We start from the raw sequence: 18632 nt of genomic DNA on the forward strand, positions 1-18632 counted from the left end.
TCAGTTGCCGGACACGACGGCGGCATCCGCAATCGCGTGTGCCGACCCCGGCTGGCGGGTGTCGGCAAGGATCCGGCCGGCTTCCATGCGGATCAGCCGGTCGCACTTGTCGAAACAGTGTTCGTCGTGGGTCACCGCGATGACCAGATGGCCGTCGCGCGCCATCTGCGGTACCAGCACGTCGTAGAAGAGCTTGCGGCGGACCGGGTCCTGGTCGGCGGCGAATTCGTCCAGCACGATGATCGGCCGTGCCTCGGCGAGGGCCACGGACAGCGCGAGCCGCCGCTTCTGGCCGGTCGACAATGCCAGGGTCGAGAACGCGCCGTTCTCGATGCGGACGCGGTGGGCAAGGTCGAGCTCGGCAAGATGCGGCGGAACCTTCGCCTGTTCCGCCTCGTCCAGCCCGTAAAGCCGGGAAAAGAGGTGAAACTCGCTGAAGACCGCGCTGAAGAGGTCCCGGTAGTCCTGAAGGGTGGCCGTCGTCACCGGCTGTCCGTCGAGAAGAATCTCCCCGTCTTCGGGCCGGCGCAGGCCGGTCAGCAGCGAGATCAGTGTCGATTTGCCGGCACCGTTGCCGCCGCTGATGAAAACCACTTCGCCGGGCACCAGCACGAGGTCGATCGGCCCGACGGTGAAGTGTTCGTCGTCGGCAGGGGCGGCGGTGGTTGCCCCTTCAGGCGGTGCCTCCGACAGGGTCGCCGTCACGCCGCGCAGCTCGATCCGCGAGAAACGGGCAGGCGGGGCTGCGGCCCTGTCGGTCGGTGCGTCAATCTCCGCCTCGGCGATCAGATCCTTTTCCAGCCCGGCGATCAGGCGCCGTGCGACGGCGGCGCGCGAGAACGAGGCGAGATTGCCCATCACCGTTTCCACCGGCCCATAGGTCAGTAGCACCACGGTCAGCACCTGCAGCACCGTTTCGGTGGGCGTGCCGGCAAGAAGCGGCAGGCCGACGACGATCAGACACAGCAGGCCCATCATTGCGCCCTGGGCGACTGTCTGGCCGAGGCTGAAGAAGCGCTCTGCGGTGACCTTCAACTCGCGCTCGCGACTTGCCGCGTCGATGATGTCGGCCTGCAGCCCGTCGCGCCGCGCACGCCGCAGCCGCAGCTCCTTGTAGCCGCGCAGCACGTCGTTGACCCGGTCGAAGAAGGTCCACTCGGTTCGCGAGGCACGTTCCGCGCTCGCCTGCGCCGGGGTCTGTGCCAGCAGGTAGCCGATGGCGCCGAGCACTACGGCACAGAGAGTCGCGACGCCGCTCGGCCAGGACAGATAAAAGATGTAGGGAATGCAGAAGGCGATCACCAGCACTGCTTCCAGCGACTGGATGAAGTTCACCGATGCGTAGGAGATCTGGTTCACCTCGTGGGTGACGATGGAATAAACTTTGCCATGGTCGCGGCGGGAGAGAAAATCGGCACGGGCCTCCAGAAGACGCCGGCTCAGTTCGGTGCGCAGCCGCCGCTTCGTGGTTTCGACCAGACGGAAGCTGGCGACCCGGGCAAGATGCGAGAAGGTGAGGGTAGAGGCGATGGCGGCGAACAGCAGCAGGACATCGCCCGTGGCAATGGCCGCCGCGCCTGCCAGCGTGTTGATGGCGTAGATCATGCCCGAGCGGGTGACGCTGGCCAGCACCGCATAGGCGAGCACGGGCGAGCGCATCAGGTTGCCGTCGCGGATCAGGAACGCGAAGAGGGAGCCGAGCCCGCTGCCGCCTTCGGTGCCGCTCGTCTCGCTGTCGTTTCGCCCCGCCATCTCGTTCGTCTTGCCTGCTCGTCGCCGGTTTGTGTTTTCTGCGGGCTGGCGCCTGCCTCGCGCGCTGCCCGATTGTTGTCGCGCACCCTGCTCTAGCCCAATTCTCGGGTGAGGGAAACGCGCTTGAGCCGGGCAGGGGAGATGCGCCGGGCTGTGCTCCGGCTTGCTGGACGCGCGCAAAGCGTTTGTTTCTTGCTGCAGCTTCCTTGCTAGCGTCGAGCGGCTATGGCGCCGTGGCTGTCCCGGAGAGGGTGGGCTCTCGGCGCGCCATGGCAAAGCGCGTCCAGCGACCGCCTCGGATGCTTCGGCGACCGGCAAGCTTCTTCCCGTACCATCTTGCGGGAGGGCGGGCTCACTGCCAAAACCGTCCATGGCAGGGGCAATCCGGTGGCCGGAAGCCGCCTTCGGCGACCTGGGTCACCGCCCTTTGGAGCCGCGTGAAACGGCGAGTGGGGAGAAGCACGCCTAACCTGCGGCTCCTCTCTTGACAGGCGGCCGCGGCGCCGACTATATGCGGGCTCACTCGCGCGGGCCTTGCTGCCCGCTGCCGGTCTGGCGGAGTAGCTCAGTTGGTTAGAGCAGCGGAATCATAATCCGCGTGTCGGGGGTTCGAGTCCCTCCTCCGCTACCAAAAATTCAAAAAATTAGATTTTTATAGACTGACTCAGTATGCACCGGTTTCTGAGTTTTGCTTTTTGGGCAACTTGTACTGACTGTGTAACGATCCAAACGAGTCCCTAAGCACGCATTCGTGTGAATCCTTTGAGACCGCGATATCATCCGGAGTTACGGGGGAAGTTTTTTACGTGATCGATATCGCGGAAGAGTGGGGCCATCATTTTTCGTGCACACGAAAAGAAAACCGCCTTGGCTAAACCCCTCCCCTGAAAAAGAAACTCGGACGAACGCCCTCAACACAATTGCGATGAACGCAGCCGAACGGTAAAGGCGGCTCCGGGTAAATCGCAAGGCATATTCGGAAACTGACCAAACGGAAAACGAGTGGGTGCTCGGACGTGATTTACGACCTGATCGGAGCGCTCTACGGTTTCCTGGGAAACACATCGTCGGACGCCGTTCCGGATCAAAACAACAGAATTGCTGAGTTCCATGCGATCGTGGAACCGAGCAAAAGGGTGCGTAAATTCATCAAAAAGATTTTCGAAGAAAGGCGAAATGAGATCGAGGCCGATAAGCCTTAATCGATGGCTGGATTCCGCGCGTCCCGATAGAGGACGTGGAACCGCCACGACGCTGCTACAGTGCGCGTCTCTCAGATCTGATAAACAGGAATTTGTCTACATCCTTTTCAACTTGTTGGCCAGAACGCCCGTGGCTGAAAGATGCCGTTCTAATTCTCGAGTTTCTTAAGCTCGCGGAAAACCCGAAATGGGAAGGAAGCGTACGCCAGAACGAGGCGCGGACATCAAAAGCACTTCTGGCTTTGTATCGTTGGACCGAAACCTCGCTATCAAAGTTGCGGCGCGCGTCGCGATTCAAGCTAGACAAATAACTCCCCAGCGATAGGCTCTCGTAGTTATGGATCAGATTGCATTCCGGATCAGCACACATCTCAAGGATGTCATCGGGCGTGACCTGGTGACGAATGAATTCGTCGCAATCTTCGAACTTGTGAAGAACTCATTCGATGCCAGGGCTACGCATGTTCGAATTACGTTCGATCTTGAGGCAGATCTGCTCACTATCGTAGACGATGGTAAGGGAATGTCTTCGTATGACGTAAGGGAAAAATGGCTTTTCGTTGCTTACTCTGCGAAGGCTGATGGTACTGAAGATGATGATGCGAGCGACTATCGCGACCGAATCAGGATTCGAGGATATGCCGGAAGCAAGGGCATAGGCCGTTTCTCATGCGACACGCTTGGAAGGTCATTGGAATTATATTCGAGGACAGGAGAAGATATTTCCCCAGTAATCAAACTTGAAGTCGACTGGGAGGACTTTGAGCAAGACAGCAAGGAAGAGTTTGGTACGATCAAGGTGAGCCTTGATGAGGATAGTTCGTTCCCAAAATCTGACGGAGTTGTGCCACCTTCGCAACGTGGCACGATGCTCCGAATAAAGGGGCTGCGCCACGCATGGGGTGAGGATGCTGTTGCCAAACTACGTCGTTATCTGGCGAAGCTCATAGACCCGTTTGGAACCACGGAGGACGTCGAGGTGGCGACAGTCCTTGTCGGTTCAGATCCGCACAATCGTGATTTAAACGGTCCTATTTCCAACGATATCGCGGATGTCTTAAAAGACAAGACGACGAGGATGGAAGTGGGGATATCCGAGGGCAGGATACACTCCTCCCTTATTGATCGGGGCCGAGTGATATATGAGATCTCTGAGGAAAGCCCATATGAAGACCTGACTGGGGCTACGGTCCGGGGTGAGATTTTCTACCTCAATCGGAGCGCTAAACAGACCTTTTCCCAGCGGATGAAGGTGCCGGTGGTCGAATTTGGTAGCATTTTCCTCTTTCTCAATGGATTTAGGGTATTCCCCATTGGAGAGGAGTACGACGATAGCTTTGGCCTAAACCGCAGGAAGCAGCAGGGCTCCTCGCGTTACCTTGGGACAAGAGACGTCCTTGGACGTATCGACGTAAAAGCTCCTGCTCGCATGTTTCGTGAAGCGTCGAGCCGAGATGCTGGTTTGATTGAAGACGCGCACTGGCGCGAGCTTTACGACGCCGTCCGTAAGCACATGATTTTTAGGCTTGAGAGATATGTGGTCGGTGTTAATTGGAAGGATAAAGCTGACAGGGACCGGGATACTTCTGAAGGGCTTGAAACAGATCCAGCTCGAAGAAGAATTCTAGAGATCGTCGGTGGTTTTGCACGCGCAAAGGGTGTCGAGATTGTTCATTTCGATCACGACATTTTGGAATTGGCAGATGCCCGCGAAGAAGCCAGCCGGAAAGCTCTTGAAGATCTTTCGTCGATTGCTGAACGGGAGGGCGACTTGACCCTCCTCAAGCGCATCGAAGAAACCCGCGCGCAGATCGTTGAGCTTGAAAAATCGGAAGCAGCAGCCCGGGAAGAAGCCAATCGATATGCTCAGGAGCGAGCAAGGTCTGATGCTAGGATTTCCCAGCTCGAGAAACAGGCCCATTTTCTGGCGTCGAGTCAAGATCTTGATGCTGAGCGCATTCGACTCCTTCTCCATCAAGTGAATATTTACTCGGGCCATATTGATGCAGGTACAGGAAGGGCTCTTGCAAACGCAGGCGGGATTCTTGGGCAACTCAATGATATTGAAAATTTGGATGCGGATGATCTTGAAGATTTAGCCGGGTCCCTTCGTCATGGACTTCGGCAAGTGCTTGATGATCTCTCCTACATCCGACTTGAGAACGACCGGCTCCAATCAATTTCTCGCTTTGCGCCAAATATCAGAGTGGATCTTGAAACCAGCGAAGTCAGGGGCGATCTCGTTGGGTTCTTGGAGGAATACTTTTCAGTGTTGCTCAACGATTCAGCGCAACGACCCCAGCCGACATTCGAAGCGAATAACTTGTCCCTAGAGCGCAAGTTTTCTCCTTTTGATCTCGCTGTGATCGTTGATAACTTGATTGACAATGCTCGGAAGGCAAAGGCGCAAACAATCTTATTTAAAGCTGCACGTCCCAAGTCCGGGAAAGGCCTTGCCATAAGGGTGTCTGACGATGGGGTAGGCTTCAATCCTGAGCGTATGGACCCGCGGCGAATATTCGAGAAGCACTATTCTGCTACGGTTGGAGGCACCGGTCTTGGCCTATACCACGTCCGGCATGTTCTCGAAGAGATGGGGGGGTCTATCGAACTTGATCCTGATGGTGAGGAGAACAGGGCCGATTTTTTGATTACGATTGCGGAGGGGGCACGTGAACCTTGAATTTGGAATACTATGGTTCGAAGACGCTTTTAACCCGGGTGAAGTAGACAGCATTCGAGAAGCTGCTTCAAACTCAGGCTTTGAGGCAAGCATTCGTAATTCTGCAGACGGATCCAATCTTGCAGAGCTTGCGCAGGAGCAAGCAGTCTATCATCCTTTCGACCTGATCCTGCTTGATTTGAATTTGGCGGGTGGCGTAAAGGGGGATGCTTTGGCTCCCCAGGTTAGAAAGTTGTTTCGCTCAACACCTATTCTATTCTACAGTGGGAGCGTTGAAGAAGCTGATCTTCGCCGGCGAATGGCGGACGAGCGAATAGAAGGTATTTTCTGTGCTCACCGGCGCCGTTTTCTCGATAGGGCTGCTGAAATGATTTCAGATCTAGCCCAGTCACTTGACAGACTGTCCGGGATGCGTGGACTGGCAGTGGAAGTAGTCGCGGTAGCTGATTCACTTTGCAAGGACATAGTCCTAGCGATTAGTGCTCAGGGACTTGCTGACGGGGCGGACAAAAAGCTTTCAGCGCAGGTAGTGCAGTCCGCGCAGAGAATAGTTGAAGACTTTCCGAGACTCGATGGATTGACAGCTCAATTGGATCATAGGGCTGTCGATAGCATGAAGCTCTTCGGAACATTTCGTGATTTGCTTCGAGTGGCCATCCGGGAGAAAGAGGATGGAGAAGAAAAAGACCATCTCAGCGCGATGCAATTAGCCACGAAGAACTTTCGCGCGGAGGTTTTGGAAAAGCGAAATATTCTGGGGCATGCCACGGAATTTAAATCCAAGGATGGATGGGAGATCCGTAACTCAAACGGAGACACCATCATGACTACACATGACTTTCCCGCGCTCAGGCGGCATTTCTTGTCCAATTTGAAGGCTATCAGGGAAATTCACCACCTTTTGGTCCCTCAGCAAGCTGAGTAGGATCTTCCCGAGAGCGCGCCCCAGCAAAGGGGGAACTGCGTTTCCTACTTGCGTATAGCGCGGGCAGGCGGTTCTTCGTGCCAGTCCGCCTGCGGTGTATCTGCCATGGAACGAAAACCAGTCTGGAAACGACTGAAGACGCGCATGTTCCCTTACCGTCATTGTCCGCGGTTCCGAGTAATGTATCAGGTCGTCCGGAAGGGTTGTAATTGTCGGAGACGGAGCATCCGGATCAAGCGGTGTCGTCGAGCGCTTTCGAATCCCCAAGCGTTCACGATCTAGTACCCCAATCACGCGCCCCTTCGGACAAGTGGCGAGTACTTCGCTCATCATCTTGACTTTTTCCGGGGAATGACGAGCGAGGCGCATATCGGTGAGGTTAGCGTTGGCCTCATCTCGCATCAAGCGCACGTAGGGAGTTGGATGTTCGGGCTCTTGATAGTCGAGCGCGCAAAACCCTGAGTGCCCCCATTCGGGGTCCGGTACCGTTATCTTTCCCCTCGTTTCGAGGTCATACAATGCTTCTTTTGCCGTTACTGGACTGGATCCAAGTCCCAGCCCCTCAAGAAACGATTTCCGGAAGACACGGAGGCGTTCAATAGGATTGATACCTGGAAGGCTATCCTTTGGCGCCCCGATAAGGATATAGCGCGGACGTCGTTGGGGAACCCCCCAATCTGAGGCCGCCAGCAGTGTGTCCCATGCTTCATATCCAAGCGCGGAGAGTCGACGACGAGCGTGGTCTGGATAGCAACCTCCATCTGAATGCGGCATGGAAGCAAAACCCTGAACGTTCTCCAGTAATACAAGCTTTGGTCTGATTGCTGCAACAAAGTCCATGTAGGCGTCGATCATCGAACTCCTTGGGTCCGATGGATCTCGCCGTCCATTTGTGCTGAAACCTTGACAAGGTGGCCCACCGGCGATGAGGTCAATCTCGCCTCGCAGCGCAACGAGTTCGTCCATATGGGTGTCGAGGAGTTGGCGAATGTCATGAGGCGATCTTGAGAGCCAACTAGGCCATCGGCTTTCGTAGTCAGTTCCGAGTATGAGATTGCGCTCGTACGTGGAGAAGGGATCGGGGTGGCTTTCCACCGCGAAAAGGTGTTCGAAGCCTGCCTGGGACAATCCCAGCGAGAGGCCTCCGCAACCTGAAAAGAGATCAATCGCCACTGGCTTCATAGGGGCACATTTACATGTGCTCTAGACAATGTCCAGGACAAACTTGGTCGATATTCGAGCAAAGTATTTCACCGTAAAACTATCACTGTGGTGAAATGTGCCATCCAAGGGTTAAGAAAGGTTATTCGACTGGTGCTGTGCCAATTGATACGTGTCGACGGCTTTGTTGCCGAAATTAACCATAAATGGGAGCCTCCGATCTCCGCAATGGCAGGTGCGTCCCGGTAGCCTTTGCCTTCAAGTTCTATCTAGTTTTGTTCGGGGCCGAGGGTGGTTTGCCTTGTCGGGCAAGTGAGGCGGTGGTTGCTGGCGGCTGAGTGGAGGTGTTTGGTGGGGGGCGCGCGGATCGCGGCCCGATTGAACGGCGCGCCCCTCTAGTCACAGATCCGGCCGTTCGCGATCGCAAGCTCCAGGCTGTAGCCCGGCACTTTGAATGCGAACACCTCGTAGACCCCGCCCTGGTGCAGATAGCCCGCGAAAAAGAACTGCTTGCCGGTATAGGCACCGAAGCCGTTCTTGGCGTTGACCGTGCCGCAGATCTTGCCCGCTTCGTTGTCACCCATCACCCGAACGATGTCGAAGGTGAAGACGGCGGAGTAGGGGTCGTTGAGCACGCTGGCAGCCTTGTCGCGGATCGCCTGTTCGAGGGCAGGGTCGATCTGATCCGCTGTGGCGTTGCTCGCTGCCGAGCCGGCAAGCAGGAGGCTGAGAGCGGCAGTTCGGATCGTATTTTTCATGATCGTACCTCGGTTTCAGGTGTGATCTTGCTGCGATAGGACGCCGGCTGGTCGGGGCCAAGGGTGGATTTGGGCGGAAGGGATGGCAGGAAACAGCCATTTTATTGCCGACGATCTAAGGGTATGATTAGTGATTTCATTTTTCACTTGATATGATCGTGGATGTCAGCTACAACGCTCTCACCATCAACGGGGAGACGTGTCGTGTCCGAACGCCGCTATGCAGACATCAGCGCAGAAGAGCGCATGGAGTGGTTCCACGAGAGCTACGGCAATGTGCTCGATGGGGGGCGTACCTTCGAGTGCATCCTGCTGGCGCTTGGCGACTATCTTTCGAAACTGGCCGATGTAGCTTCGGCGGATGCAGCCATGGCCGCTCTGCTGAACGATTGGCTCGGGGCCGAGACCCGAGACGCCCGCGAATGGCGGACTTACGTATCGGACAACAGTTCGATGTTCTTTTCGGCCATGGGGCACGGGCCGGTCATGCACAACCTCCTTGCCTACGCGGAATACGGGATCGTGCTGCCGGTTGAGGATGAAGCTGGCGATTGGGCAGAACACATCCAGGCGATGATCGACCAGGTTGATGCGTTCTGGCAGGCGACGCCAATCAAGCAGTGGGGGCTCGAAGAGTTCGACGAAATCGGTCCCTTGCTGACCTGGGCAAAAGGCCGCTGGGCGTTGGACAACAACGAGCCGATCGAACCGGCTGCGTTGGCGCGCCTCGGGAACGTCTCCGAGCGCTCAATCCGCAATCTGATGTCGAAGAAGGACAAAGGCTTGCGGTCAGAGAACGGCAAGGTGCTCGCAAGCGATGCTCTGGCGTGGCTTCGTGTGCGCCCCGACTATTGGGACTCGATTTGGCAGCGCCAAGAGCATGACGATCACGAGCAAGCCGCTGAGCCGGTGGAAGACGCTTATGTGTTCGTGCCGGTGTCTCGCGATGGGAGCATTTTCCATCCGGGCCTGCGTGGAGCGAATGGGTACCGCGTCGGCGCCAAGGGCAGTGAGCGTGACTTCGACACGTTCGAAGCGGCTCTCACTCACCTTCACGCATTGTCGCACCCGTATTGGCGCCGACAGAACGCCAACGGCGCCTGGGTGATTGTGTCAGGTATCCGCTGGGAGCGTCTCAGCGAACGCGAACTTTCCGACTTTGCTGACGATCCGGAGCGACGTCTGCAATCCGTTCTTTGATCCGTGACTGAGCGTCTCGGAGCAGAGAGCGTCGTGGCCTAGCGGCTCTTCATCAACCCTGTGGTTGTCCAACTCGGTCTCTTCCGAGAACGAACTCGGCTGCCTACAGAAAGGAGTAAATCTGTGCTTTTCGAATATGACTACGCCCTAATAAACCAGTGCCTGAAGATGTTCTCGGAGTTGCAGGCAAGTCCTCTTCCTGCTGATTGCCCGAGCTTTTCTTACTTCTGGACAAATTTCGCGATTGAAAATGTCGTCGCACTGGAACTCGAGGATATGTAACCAAACATCCGAAAGGCTGGGCCGTGAAGGCGCCTGGCGGGCAACGCGCGAGCAGCGTGCACACAACGCAACGCGCAGCCGAGCAGGCGGCCAAGCAGACCGTCGGCAATCTTGGTGGTGGCGAGGTTCGCATTCAGGGACGTGATGGCAGGTGGCGCGACTCCGACACGGTCGCACCGGGCAATGATCCTTGCCCACCGCGGGACAAGAAGCACTGAGAAAGGCAGGGCCGGCATGAAGGCGTTCATCTCATACTCACATCGCGATACGGCTGCGCTCGAGCGCCTTCATACCCACTTGTCGATGCTCCGGCGTGAGGGACAAATCACTGAATGGTATGATCGCGAGATTCTCGCGGGGAGCGACCTCGACAGCGAGATTACAGCGCAACTCGAATCAAGCGAGCTGTTCCTGCTCCTTGTCAGTCCCGATTTCCTCGCTTCGGACTATTGCTATGATCGCGAGCTGCGCCGCGCCCTGGAACGGCACGAAAGCGGCGAGGCCATCGTCGTTCCGATCATCGTTGAACCATGCGACTGGAAGTCCTCGCCCCTGAAGCAGTTGAAGGCGCTCCCGCGCGACGGTCATCCTGTCAGTGAATGGACGAATCAGAACAACGCGTTTCTCGATGTTGTCACCGAACTGCGGCGGGCCGTTGCGCGCGAAGATAGGGCCGATGACCGGGAGGACGAGCCTGCGCCGCCTGCTCGTGCCGCAAGTTCACGGTACCGTATCAAACGGGAGTTCGACGAAATCGACCGCAGCGACTTCCGGTCGAACGCATTCGAGATCATGCGGCGCTATTTTGAGCGGGCGGTTGCCGAAGTAGATCAGATTGAAGGCGTCCGTGCACGCTATGTATCAACCGGCCCCCTCAGCTTCACCTGCACCCTTATCAACCGGGCGATCGATCATGGCACGGCCCACATCACCGTACACGGCCAGAGCGGTGCGATGGGTTTTTCCGACATCTTCTATTCTTTTCAGGAGAACGCCCTGCCCAACACCGCCAATGGCGGCTTCACGATCGAGAGCGACAACTACGAGCTTTTCCTAAAATCGGGGCCGTTTGGTTTTGAAACGAGCAGTGAGCGGCTGACCCCGGAGCAGGCGTCGGCTCTTCTGTGGACCAATTTTCTGGATCAGGCGGGGGTGTCCCATGACGAATAGGATCCGCTTTCGGTGCATGAACTGCGGCAAGCGTTTCGAGGAAGACGTTCTCGACGAGGACGAAAAGCGCGAGGCGCGCCGCCGCGATCAGCCGACATATCCAATCCACTGCCCAGAATGCCAGCGAACAGACATCCGACGGGGATGGGAGTGAACGCTATACAGGCTGAAATCCGAAAAATCAGACAGGAGGATTGGAAATGGCGCGCCGCGTAACGCCGTCGCAGTTCAAAAGCATGATGCGACAGGCTCAGCAGAAGCAGAAACGGGCCATCGATGACCTTAATCGCGGCATCCGAGAGTATAACCGTAAGGTCAAGCAGGAGGTTGACCGCTACAACCGCGAGGTCAGGGCGCACAACTCCAGGGTCCGCGCGAACCGGCAGCGGCTCAAGAACGAAATTGCGCGCCTTAACCGCCAGGCGAACACCACACGCTATGTGACCTACCGGGTGTCGGTCGACTCCATGCAGGCGGCGTATGAGCGTCTTGAAAGCGCAGCCGATCAGGGGCGCTTCGACGAGCGCTACAATGAACTGCTGGACCTGTCAGAGCGTGAGGCCGCGAATAACGCCGGTCTGATGAACGCGCTGCTGGAAGACAGCGCCATCGCTGACAACGCACCGGCACCCAATGAGCCCGAAAGTCCGCTCACGCCGATCCTTCAACGTCTATCCGCAGATCTTTGCGACAGGTGGCGCGGCGCGCTCTACTCGCTCAGTCCGCAAAACCCCGACGCGGCCCGCCATTTCTGCACCAGTGCGCGCGAGATCATCACACGCATCCTCGACATCCACGCCCCCAATGAGGCGGTCGAACAAGCAATTCCCGACTGTGACCGGACACAGCAGGGAACGCCGACCAGACGGGCAAAGATCAAATACATTCTTCACCGGAGCGGTATGGCGGGGGACGAACTGGAGTCTTTTGTCGACAGCGACATCGAGAATGTCGTCGCGCTCTTCCAGACCTTCAACCAGGGTACACATGGCGAGGCCGGAAAATTCAGCTTCAACAAGCTGCAGGCGATCCGCGTGCGCGTTGAAGACGGGATTCTCTACCTCTCACGACTCATTCACTAACCCCCACGCGGCGCGGGAGAAAGGTTCCACCGGACGTTTCAGGTTCAGAATAATCCACAGTGTCGCGGAGCAAATCCTCCGCTATCGTGGCAAATGTTCTCTGATTGTTCTATGATTATCATCATGTCGAAGATCCTTACGCCAAACCAGATGCTCGGTCAGATCGGAGAACTCGCTGTCGGACAGCGATTTCTTCACATCGGCTTTCAGTTTGACGGCCGGTCCCGCCTTGAAGCCGGGATCGACGGTATCGCCGAAGTGATGGATGAAGGCCGCCCGCTGGCGCGAATGATCGCCGTGCAGGTCAAGGCAACGGCAGAAGGGAAATACACGTCCGAAGACGATACGGGGTTCAGCTATCTGCTCAAGCCGAAAGACCTGGATTACTGGCGCGGATCGAACCTGCCCGTGATCATCGTCCTCTATCGAAAATCGGACGAGAGCTTCTACTGGAAGGAAGTCCCGAGCGGAGTCACAGCGGGTGAGCGCCGACTACGGTTCGATAAGGTGCAGGATGTTTTAGACCGCAATGCGGTCGACCGTCTGGCCGCCCTTACCGTGCCTAAGGCAGGATTCGGCTACTACGTTCCGCCGCTTGGCGGAGGCGAGAGCGCTCTTGTCAATTTGCTGCCGATTACCCTGCCCCCCGAGATATTCGTTGCTTCGACACCGTATACGGGGCCGAAGGCGACGTCGTTGCTTCTGGAAGGTGACGGACCCGCTAGGTTCGACTGGGTCATTAAGGGCGGCTCGTTCTGGTCGTTTCACGATCCACGCAATTCCGCGTGCCGCGACATTGTCGATGCCGATCAGGTTGAGGCGATCGAGACGAGCTTTTTGGCTTTCCACGAGGACCTCGACGAGCAGCACAATTTCTCTTTCCTGCTACGGCAGACGCTCAAGCACCAGGTTGGGGAAGACCTGAACTGGGAGAAGGAGCGCAAGCTGCTGTATTTCCGGGCGGAAGAGAAAAATGTGCCACGCCGGTTCCATTACGAGTCGACGCAGAAAAAGACACATGCCGACGTCGTGAACGTCATTACCAGCAAGAAGGAAGAGGGGCTTGTTGCCTACGTGCGCCACCACGCATTCGCGCCGCGCTTCGAACTGCTCGACGATCAGTGGTTCTTGATCGTTACCCCCACCTACTATTTTACGACAGACGGCTTCACACCGCACTCTTACCCGCAGGCTTTGCTCGCGGGAAAGAAGCGCCTGGATAACAGCGCCTCGCTGCGCGGTCAGGTGATCATGTGGCATCGCTTCCTTACCCAGAAGCAAAGCGCAGGCGATGATCTCTTTGGGCGTCATGCGGTTCAGGAGCCTTGCCTGAAATTCGCTCCGCCGCCGCAGATCGCGCTTGATACACGTGTGCCGGAAGATGTCTGGGGTGCGCCGAAGAAACGGCCCGAAGAACCAGCCGAGCAGGAAAGGTTCGCGGTCTGATGGAATTTGAGAGCAAGATATTCGAAGAACCCGAGCTGGAATTCGGCGACCAGCACCACGGCCTCGATCCGCGCCGCGGACTCGTTGAGGCGGGGCCGCTGCAGCCGCCCCTGGGGGAGCTGATCAGGGTCGGAGTTGTCGGAAGCACGAAAACCGTCGAGAGCACGCAGAAGTACTTCTCGGCAGTTGCGACGGGGATCAAAGGCAAAGGCGAGAGGCATCCCAATTTGCACCCGGATTTTCCCGGGCTTGGCAATCAGAACCCCTTTCGCTGCCGGTTTGAGATCTCGGAAAATGCTACGGCCGCGCTGTCCCAGAGCAAGATCGATAAGATCGTCAAGGAGCCGCACCATCAGAAGGCGGTCGAGATGGCAGTCGAGGAAATATACTCACTGCTGCAGACGCTGGATGACAGCGGGGACAGGCCTGATGTTGCGATCGTTGCCTTGCCAGTCGCCCTTATCGAGCGTGTCTGGAATGCAAAGGTCGACTCAAAAAGCACGACTGAGAAGGAAGACAGCAGCGGCTCAGATGCCCCGAATTTCCGGGGGATGCTCAAAGCCCGGACGATGGGCCTGAACTTTCCGATCCAGATCGTCTGGGAAGATGTCATCGACGAGAAGGCGGCAATCCCCCGGAAGATCAAGGAGAGCAAAGACCGCGAGATCCAGGACGAGGCAGACAGGAGCTGGAACCTCTTCACCACTCTCTATTTTAAAGGCAGCGGCCGCATCCCGTGGCGCCGCCCGCCACGGGAGGGGGAATTTGCCGCTTGCTATGTAGGGATCAGCTTCTATCGCGAAGCTGGCGGCCAGCAGCTTTTTACCAGCGCGGCGCAAATGTTCGATGAGCGCGGGCGCGGGTTCATTCTCAAGGGGAAGAGGGCGCAAACCGAAAGCCGCGGCCGTCACCCCTATATGACCGAAAATGATGCGTACGAGCTCATCGAGCAGGTGCTCGCAGCCTACAAGAATCATCACAAGCACTATCCGGCACGGGTCATTGTGCTCAAAACCTCCCGTTTCCGGGAGGATGAGGCCGACGGCATTCTGCGCGCGCTGGAAGAAGCGGGCTCCGAGCTTCGCGATCTGGTCTGGGTTCAGGAGTCGTACGCAGCAAAGATCCTGCGTGATGGAAACTATCCGGTCCTGCGAGGCACATTCGTGAACCTGGCGGGCAAAGGCCTGCTCTATACGAATGGCAGCATACCCTACTATGGCACCTACCCGGGGCTGTATGATCCGCGTCCGCTGCTGCTTTGTCCGCACAAAAGCTGCGATAGCACGATTGCCCAGATCGCTGAGGAAGTCTTCTCGTTGACGAAAATCAATTGGAATTCAACGCAGATGAACCAGCGCCTTCCGATCCCTATCCGGGCAGCGCGTAAGGTGGGGGAGGTCCTGAAATATATGGCTGAAGGCCAAACAGTAAGTTCAGATTACCGCAGATATATATAGACTTCGACGGTACAACGTGCTTTTGGAAGTTCTCTGACGCGCTCTGTCGATCTGGGACAGACGCTAATCGCCAGCTTGCAGCGGCATCAACAATTTCGTGACAATCGCTGTTCCCTCGAACTGAAGCTCGAGGTTAAACATCTTCCTGGCTGAACCCACTATTCCGAAGCGTATTTGCTGTCAAAATCATCGAAGGCATCTGCGACGATTGCCTCAATCCGACTGACCTCGTCGTCCCGCAGTTTTTCAAACTCGCCCGTTCGGCGGCGTTTGCTGAGCGAGCCGCCGTTCTGACGGATGTGCATGATGAGGTCCTGCGCCATGCGGTCGGGCATTTCGACCAGATTCATGACGGCCGTCAGAGCCTCGTCGCGGCACTTGAGATAGTCGATCTCGCGCGGCAGATCGACCTCTACGGTTCGCTGCACGCAGCTATAGAGGAACTCAGCCTCCTCGGTGCAGTCAAAATAGCGATAAAGGTCCGCCGTGTCGTTGGTGACCTCGACATTGTGACTGGGCAGCGCGCGCCAGTCGATGAACCCCATCAAGGGACCGGAGTGCCGCTTCAGGGTAGCGGCATAGTCGTCGATGCGATCCAACATGACTGCCGAGACGGGAAACACCATGCCCGGCGGGGTGTATTTACGCTCGGCAAGCACGTGGTGGATGAGACAGCGGTGCAGGCGCCCGTTGCCGTCAGCCAGCGGGTGCACATAGACAAACCCGAATGCGATCGCAGCGGCCTGCAGGACCGGATCGACGTCTGAGGTCCGCAGCCTGTTGTTGCACTCATTGAGGCCGGTCATGATGTCGAGAACATCCTGAGGACGGGCACCGATGAACTCGGGCAGCGGATCATGGTTGTGATCCCGCTCGCCCAGAAACACGCCGTCGCTGCGATATCCGATTTCGGTGAAACGGTCATCGCCGATCAGGATGCGGTGCAGGCGGTAGATCTCGGACTGGTTTAGCGGACGCTTGCCGGCCTCGAGAACGGCGCGTCCCCAGCGCTCAAGCCGATTGGCTGGCACGCGCTCCCCTTCAATCTCGAAGCTGGCACGGCTGTCCGCGAGGAGGAGAAAGCTCGCGGCCCGGGAAACGACGTGGGCGCCTGTTCGCCCTATCGTCTCCTGGGCCTTCCTAGAAAGATCGAGGGCCAGAAATGCCTCCAGCTTTTCTGTGCGCCTGATCACCGGACAGAGCGCGCCGGTGCCAAGCAGATTGTTGCGCACCCGATGGCGCAGAGACAGGGACGCGGGGCAGGTGAAATAGGCTTCGGGATCGAGTGCGTCGACGGCGGTAACTGTGGGGGCGTCGTCGATATCCAGCCGCTTGCCGCTCAGGGTTTCGTAAAAGAACCATGCGCGCCGCGTCGCCGCGCCGGTCGGTGTCCGCTGGATGAAGTCTATGAGGTTCTGTTCCGGCAACGCATCGAGGATGCGCTTGAGCACCAGAAGATCGATCGGCTCATGACGCAGGGCAAAGCCGAGATGCCCATCTAGGGTGTCTTCCGGTTGATACCGCTTGTCATAGACCTCCCAGATGCCCTCCCCCCGGCGATTGCCGCGCACATGCCGTTCGGAAATACAGGCGGGGTTTCTCACGGGCGCCTTCACGTCGAGTGCTTGGACGAGAGCGGCCCAACCCGCGAGCCGCGTGCCCTCTGGAACGGATTCGTTCTGAAAATGGGCAGATTTCCCGACGTCGAGTTTCATGTCGGCTTTCTCTCATGATTGTCGAATATCGATCATATGTCGCGAGTCTGTCGAAAGGAGTTTACAGTCCAAGGATTGAAAATCAAACACCAATGTCGAAAATCGTTCACGATAAGATATGAGTGTCGATAACAAGACGAAACACACCCGCAGGCCACTGACCAGAATGGAGCCAAAATGCCGTCAAAAGAGCTCTGGCGCGAGGAACTGTTCGCGCTGGTTTGGGAGAAGCCGACGCAGGAGGTGGCCAGGGAACTTGGCGTTTCGGATGTCGCAATCGCTAAGCTATGCGCCCGTCTTCAGGTTCCCAAACCGCCGCGAGGCTACTGGGCCAGGGTTCAATCCGGGCAGACGCCGAAACGTCCGCCCCTTGCGGCGTTCCGAGAAGAGGTCGATCGCAAACGCCGGGAAACGGCACGTGCGAAAGCAGTTGTAACATTATCAAAACTGCAACAGCAATTCTACGAGGCTGCGCTTAGCGAGTTGATCGCTCGTGGTGTGGATGTGGGTGGGACCGAGACACGCAGGCCCAGGCTGCCCGAACTCCACCCCGACCCGATCTCGCCGTACAGATACTGCTCCTCATTCAAAACCGCGGGCATCACTGGGTCAAAGAGGGTCAAGTCGCCGCCAACTGGAGCCATTCGGTTCAAGCCAGTGCGGCCAGTCTGGTTGGAAAGCTCCTGCCACTCGCACGACCACAGCTCTTGATGTTTGAAAGCGATCGCGAGCCCAGGCGGCACACGGCAAATGGCCCTGCGGTCTTCGTGCGTCTGACGGCACATCTGCAGGAGCGGATTGCCTCTCTTGTGCGCGTCGTCCGGGACCAGAAATTGGACCACGTCGTCATGCCGCTGATCGCCGCGGATCACGCGTGGTCGGCCCGGTATCTTTATGCGCCGGCAGCGCATGTCTTCCTGGACAGCACCTTGTGTGTTTCGGCCACCGAAGTCTGGGTGGAAAGCGCTCGGCGAGCGTGGCGCGACGAGGATCCGCCCGAACGGGTCGCCACCGGCAGACTCAAGCTGCGCGACATTATGCCGATCGATTACATGCCGGTTCGGGAAATCGAGCTGCCTCCAGGCGTTTCCCGTGCCACCGTGAAACCCTACCGAGAGCGCCTGCAGGGATTGCTCGAGGCCGATCGCGTACATGAGATGATATCTCGCGCTACATACGCGATTGAACGGCAGGTCCCAGACGACGAGCTGTTGCTCGCGGACCGAATATGGTTCGGAAGAGAGCGGCCCTTTCGGTCGGCGCGGGAAGCTTTGGCGCGTCTCGAAGATGAACTGGCCGACTGGGAGACGGAGTTGGAAGCCGAGCGTTGCGCCCTCGCCCAATCGATACTGGGCATTGAAATGGGAGATATCGTGGCTGCGGAAAACCGCGGGCGCTTCCTACGTCTTTCCGTCACGGGAATTACCCCTCTACGCGAGCGACAAAGGCGCCACGTTCATCATCAGTGGCACGCGGTTTCGCAAGGATGGCACATTGGGAAAACTGCAGGACACGTTGAGTCTGCATTTCGAGGCCGACAGATGACTGGCATATTCGCACAAGCTTATCGACGCTACCATCCGCAGATGGCCCGCAAATGGCTCCTTCGCGCGCCCATTTCCGTCATCTACGACGCCGGTGGCCGTTCCCGTTACCGGCTACCAACCGAGACAGTTTTGGATTGGAGGCATTCTGGCCGCCACTAGTACCCACATGCCGTACTACATTTGTTGGTGACTTCAGCGAAGTATTGCAGTCCGGAACCAAACATTGTCGCGTGCAGGGCTGCTGGGTTATAC

12 protein-coding genes, 1 tRNA gene and 1 pseudogene are annotated in these 18632 nt (G+C 57.5%); 10 read left to right on the top strand and 4 right to left on the bottom strand.

What is annotated here, in order from left to right; all coding sequences use genetic code 11:
- A complete protein-coding gene (locus tag MNI96_RS04865; protein WP_249690861.1) occupies window positions 1–1752 on the bottom strand; it encodes a cyclic peptide export ABC transporter in 1752 nt (583 codons plus the stop codon).
- 554 nt (window positions 1753–2306) lie between these two features.
- On the opposite strand from MNI96_RS04865, the gene MNI96_RS04870 reads away from it, so the two are divergent.
- The 3 genes from MNI96_RS04870 to MNI96_RS04880 all read left to right on the top strand — a co-directional run bounded on the left by MNI96_RS04870 (window position 2307) and on the right by MNI96_RS04880 (window position 6562).
- A tRNA-Met gene (locus tag MNI96_RS04870) sits at window positions 2307–2383 on the top strand.
- A gap of 908 nt (window positions 2384–3291) precedes the next feature.
- Window positions 3292–5637, top strand: coding sequence for an ATP-binding protein (locus MNI96_RS04875; protein WP_249690863.1), 2346 nt, complete (start codon window positions 3292–3294; stop codon window positions 5635–5637).
- Entirely contained in the window at window positions 5627–6562 is a 936-nt protein-coding gene (locus tag MNI96_RS04880) for a response regulator (RefSeq protein ID WP_249690865.1), read from the top strand. The genes MNI96_RS04875 and MNI96_RS04880 overlap by 11 nt, the downstream gene beginning before the upstream one ends.
- On the opposite strand, the gene MNI96_RS22065 is transcribed toward MNI96_RS04880, so the two are convergent.
- Both MNI96_RS22065 and MNI96_RS04885 read right to left on the bottom strand, forming a co-directional pair.
- Window positions 6443–7744 carry a DNA cytosine methyltransferase gene (locus MNI96_RS22065; RefSeq protein ID WP_502960302.1) on the bottom strand — a complete coding sequence of 434 codons (1302 nt, stop codon included), beginning with the start codon at window positions 7742–7744 and terminating at the stop codon, window positions 6443–6445. The two genes, MNI96_RS04880 and MNI96_RS22065, sit on opposite strands and share 120 nt — an antisense overlap.
- A 374-nt stretch (window positions 7745–8118) precedes the next feature.
- Window positions 8119–8481, bottom strand: a complete 363-nt coding sequence (locus tag MNI96_RS04885) for a hypothetical protein (protein WP_249690868.1) — start codon at window positions 8479–8481, stop codon at window positions 8119–8121.
- A 204-nt stretch (window positions 8482–8685) separates the two neighbouring features.
- On the opposite strand from MNI96_RS04885, the gene MNI96_RS04890 reads away from it, so the two are divergent.
- From MNI96_RS04890 to MNI96_RS04915, 6 genes and pseudogenes are all read left to right on the top strand, one after another.
- On the top strand, window positions 8686–9681 hold the full coding sequence (locus MNI96_RS04890; RefSeq protein WP_249690870.1) for a hypothetical protein: 996 nt from the start codon (window positions 8686–8688) through the stop codon (window positions 9679–9681).
- 287 nt (window positions 9682–9968) lie between these two features.
- Window positions 9969–10181 (top strand): annotated as a pseudogene (locus MNI96_RS04895) (DUF2188 domain-containing protein); the annotation flags it as partial.
- A 16-nt stretch (window positions 10182–10197) separates the two neighbouring features.
- Entirely contained in the window at window positions 10198–11133 is a 936-nt protein-coding gene (locus MNI96_RS04900) for a toll/interleukin-1 receptor domain-containing protein (protein WP_249690874.1), read from the top strand.
- A gap of 200 nt (window positions 11134–11333) precedes the next feature.
- The gene (locus MNI96_RS04905; RefSeq protein ID WP_249690875.1) at window positions 11334–12215 is read left to right on the top strand and encodes a pPIWI-associating nuclease domain-containing protein; all 882 of its coding nucleotides are present in this window, start codon (window positions 11334–11336) and stop codon (window positions 12213–12215) included.
- 123 nt (window positions 12216–12338) lie between these two features.
- A complete protein-coding gene (locus MNI96_RS04910) occupies window positions 12339–13661 on the top strand; it encodes a DUF4365 domain-containing protein (RefSeq protein ID WP_249690876.1) in 1323 nt (440 codons plus the stop codon).
- On the top strand, window positions 13661–15118 hold the full coding sequence (locus tag MNI96_RS04915; RefSeq protein WP_249690877.1) for an argonaute/piwi family protein: 1458 nt from the start codon (window positions 13661–13663) through the stop codon (window positions 15116–15118). Before MNI96_RS04910 ends, MNI96_RS04915 begins: the two co-directional genes overlap by 1 nt.
- Before the next feature lie 158 nt (window positions 15119–15276).
- On the opposite strand, the gene MNI96_RS04920 is transcribed toward MNI96_RS04915, so the two are convergent.
- Entirely contained in the window at window positions 15277–16833 is a 1557-nt protein-coding gene (locus tag MNI96_RS04920) for a Fic family protein (protein WP_249690878.1), read from the bottom strand.
- 707 nt (window positions 16834–17540) lie between these two features.
- Here MNI96_RS04920 and MNI96_RS04925 point away from each other — a divergent pair.
- The gene (locus MNI96_RS04925; protein WP_249690879.1) at window positions 17541–18539 is read left to right on the top strand and encodes a hypothetical protein; all 999 of its coding nucleotides are present in this window, start codon (window positions 17541–17543) and stop codon (window positions 18537–18539) included.
- The last annotated feature ends 93 nt before the right edge of the window (window positions 18540–18632 follow it).

Origin of the sequence: Stappia sp. WLB 29 (assembly GCF_023507705.1) — a bacterium.
GTDB lineage: Bacteria > Pseudomonadota > Alphaproteobacteria > Rhizobiales > Stappiaceae > Stappia.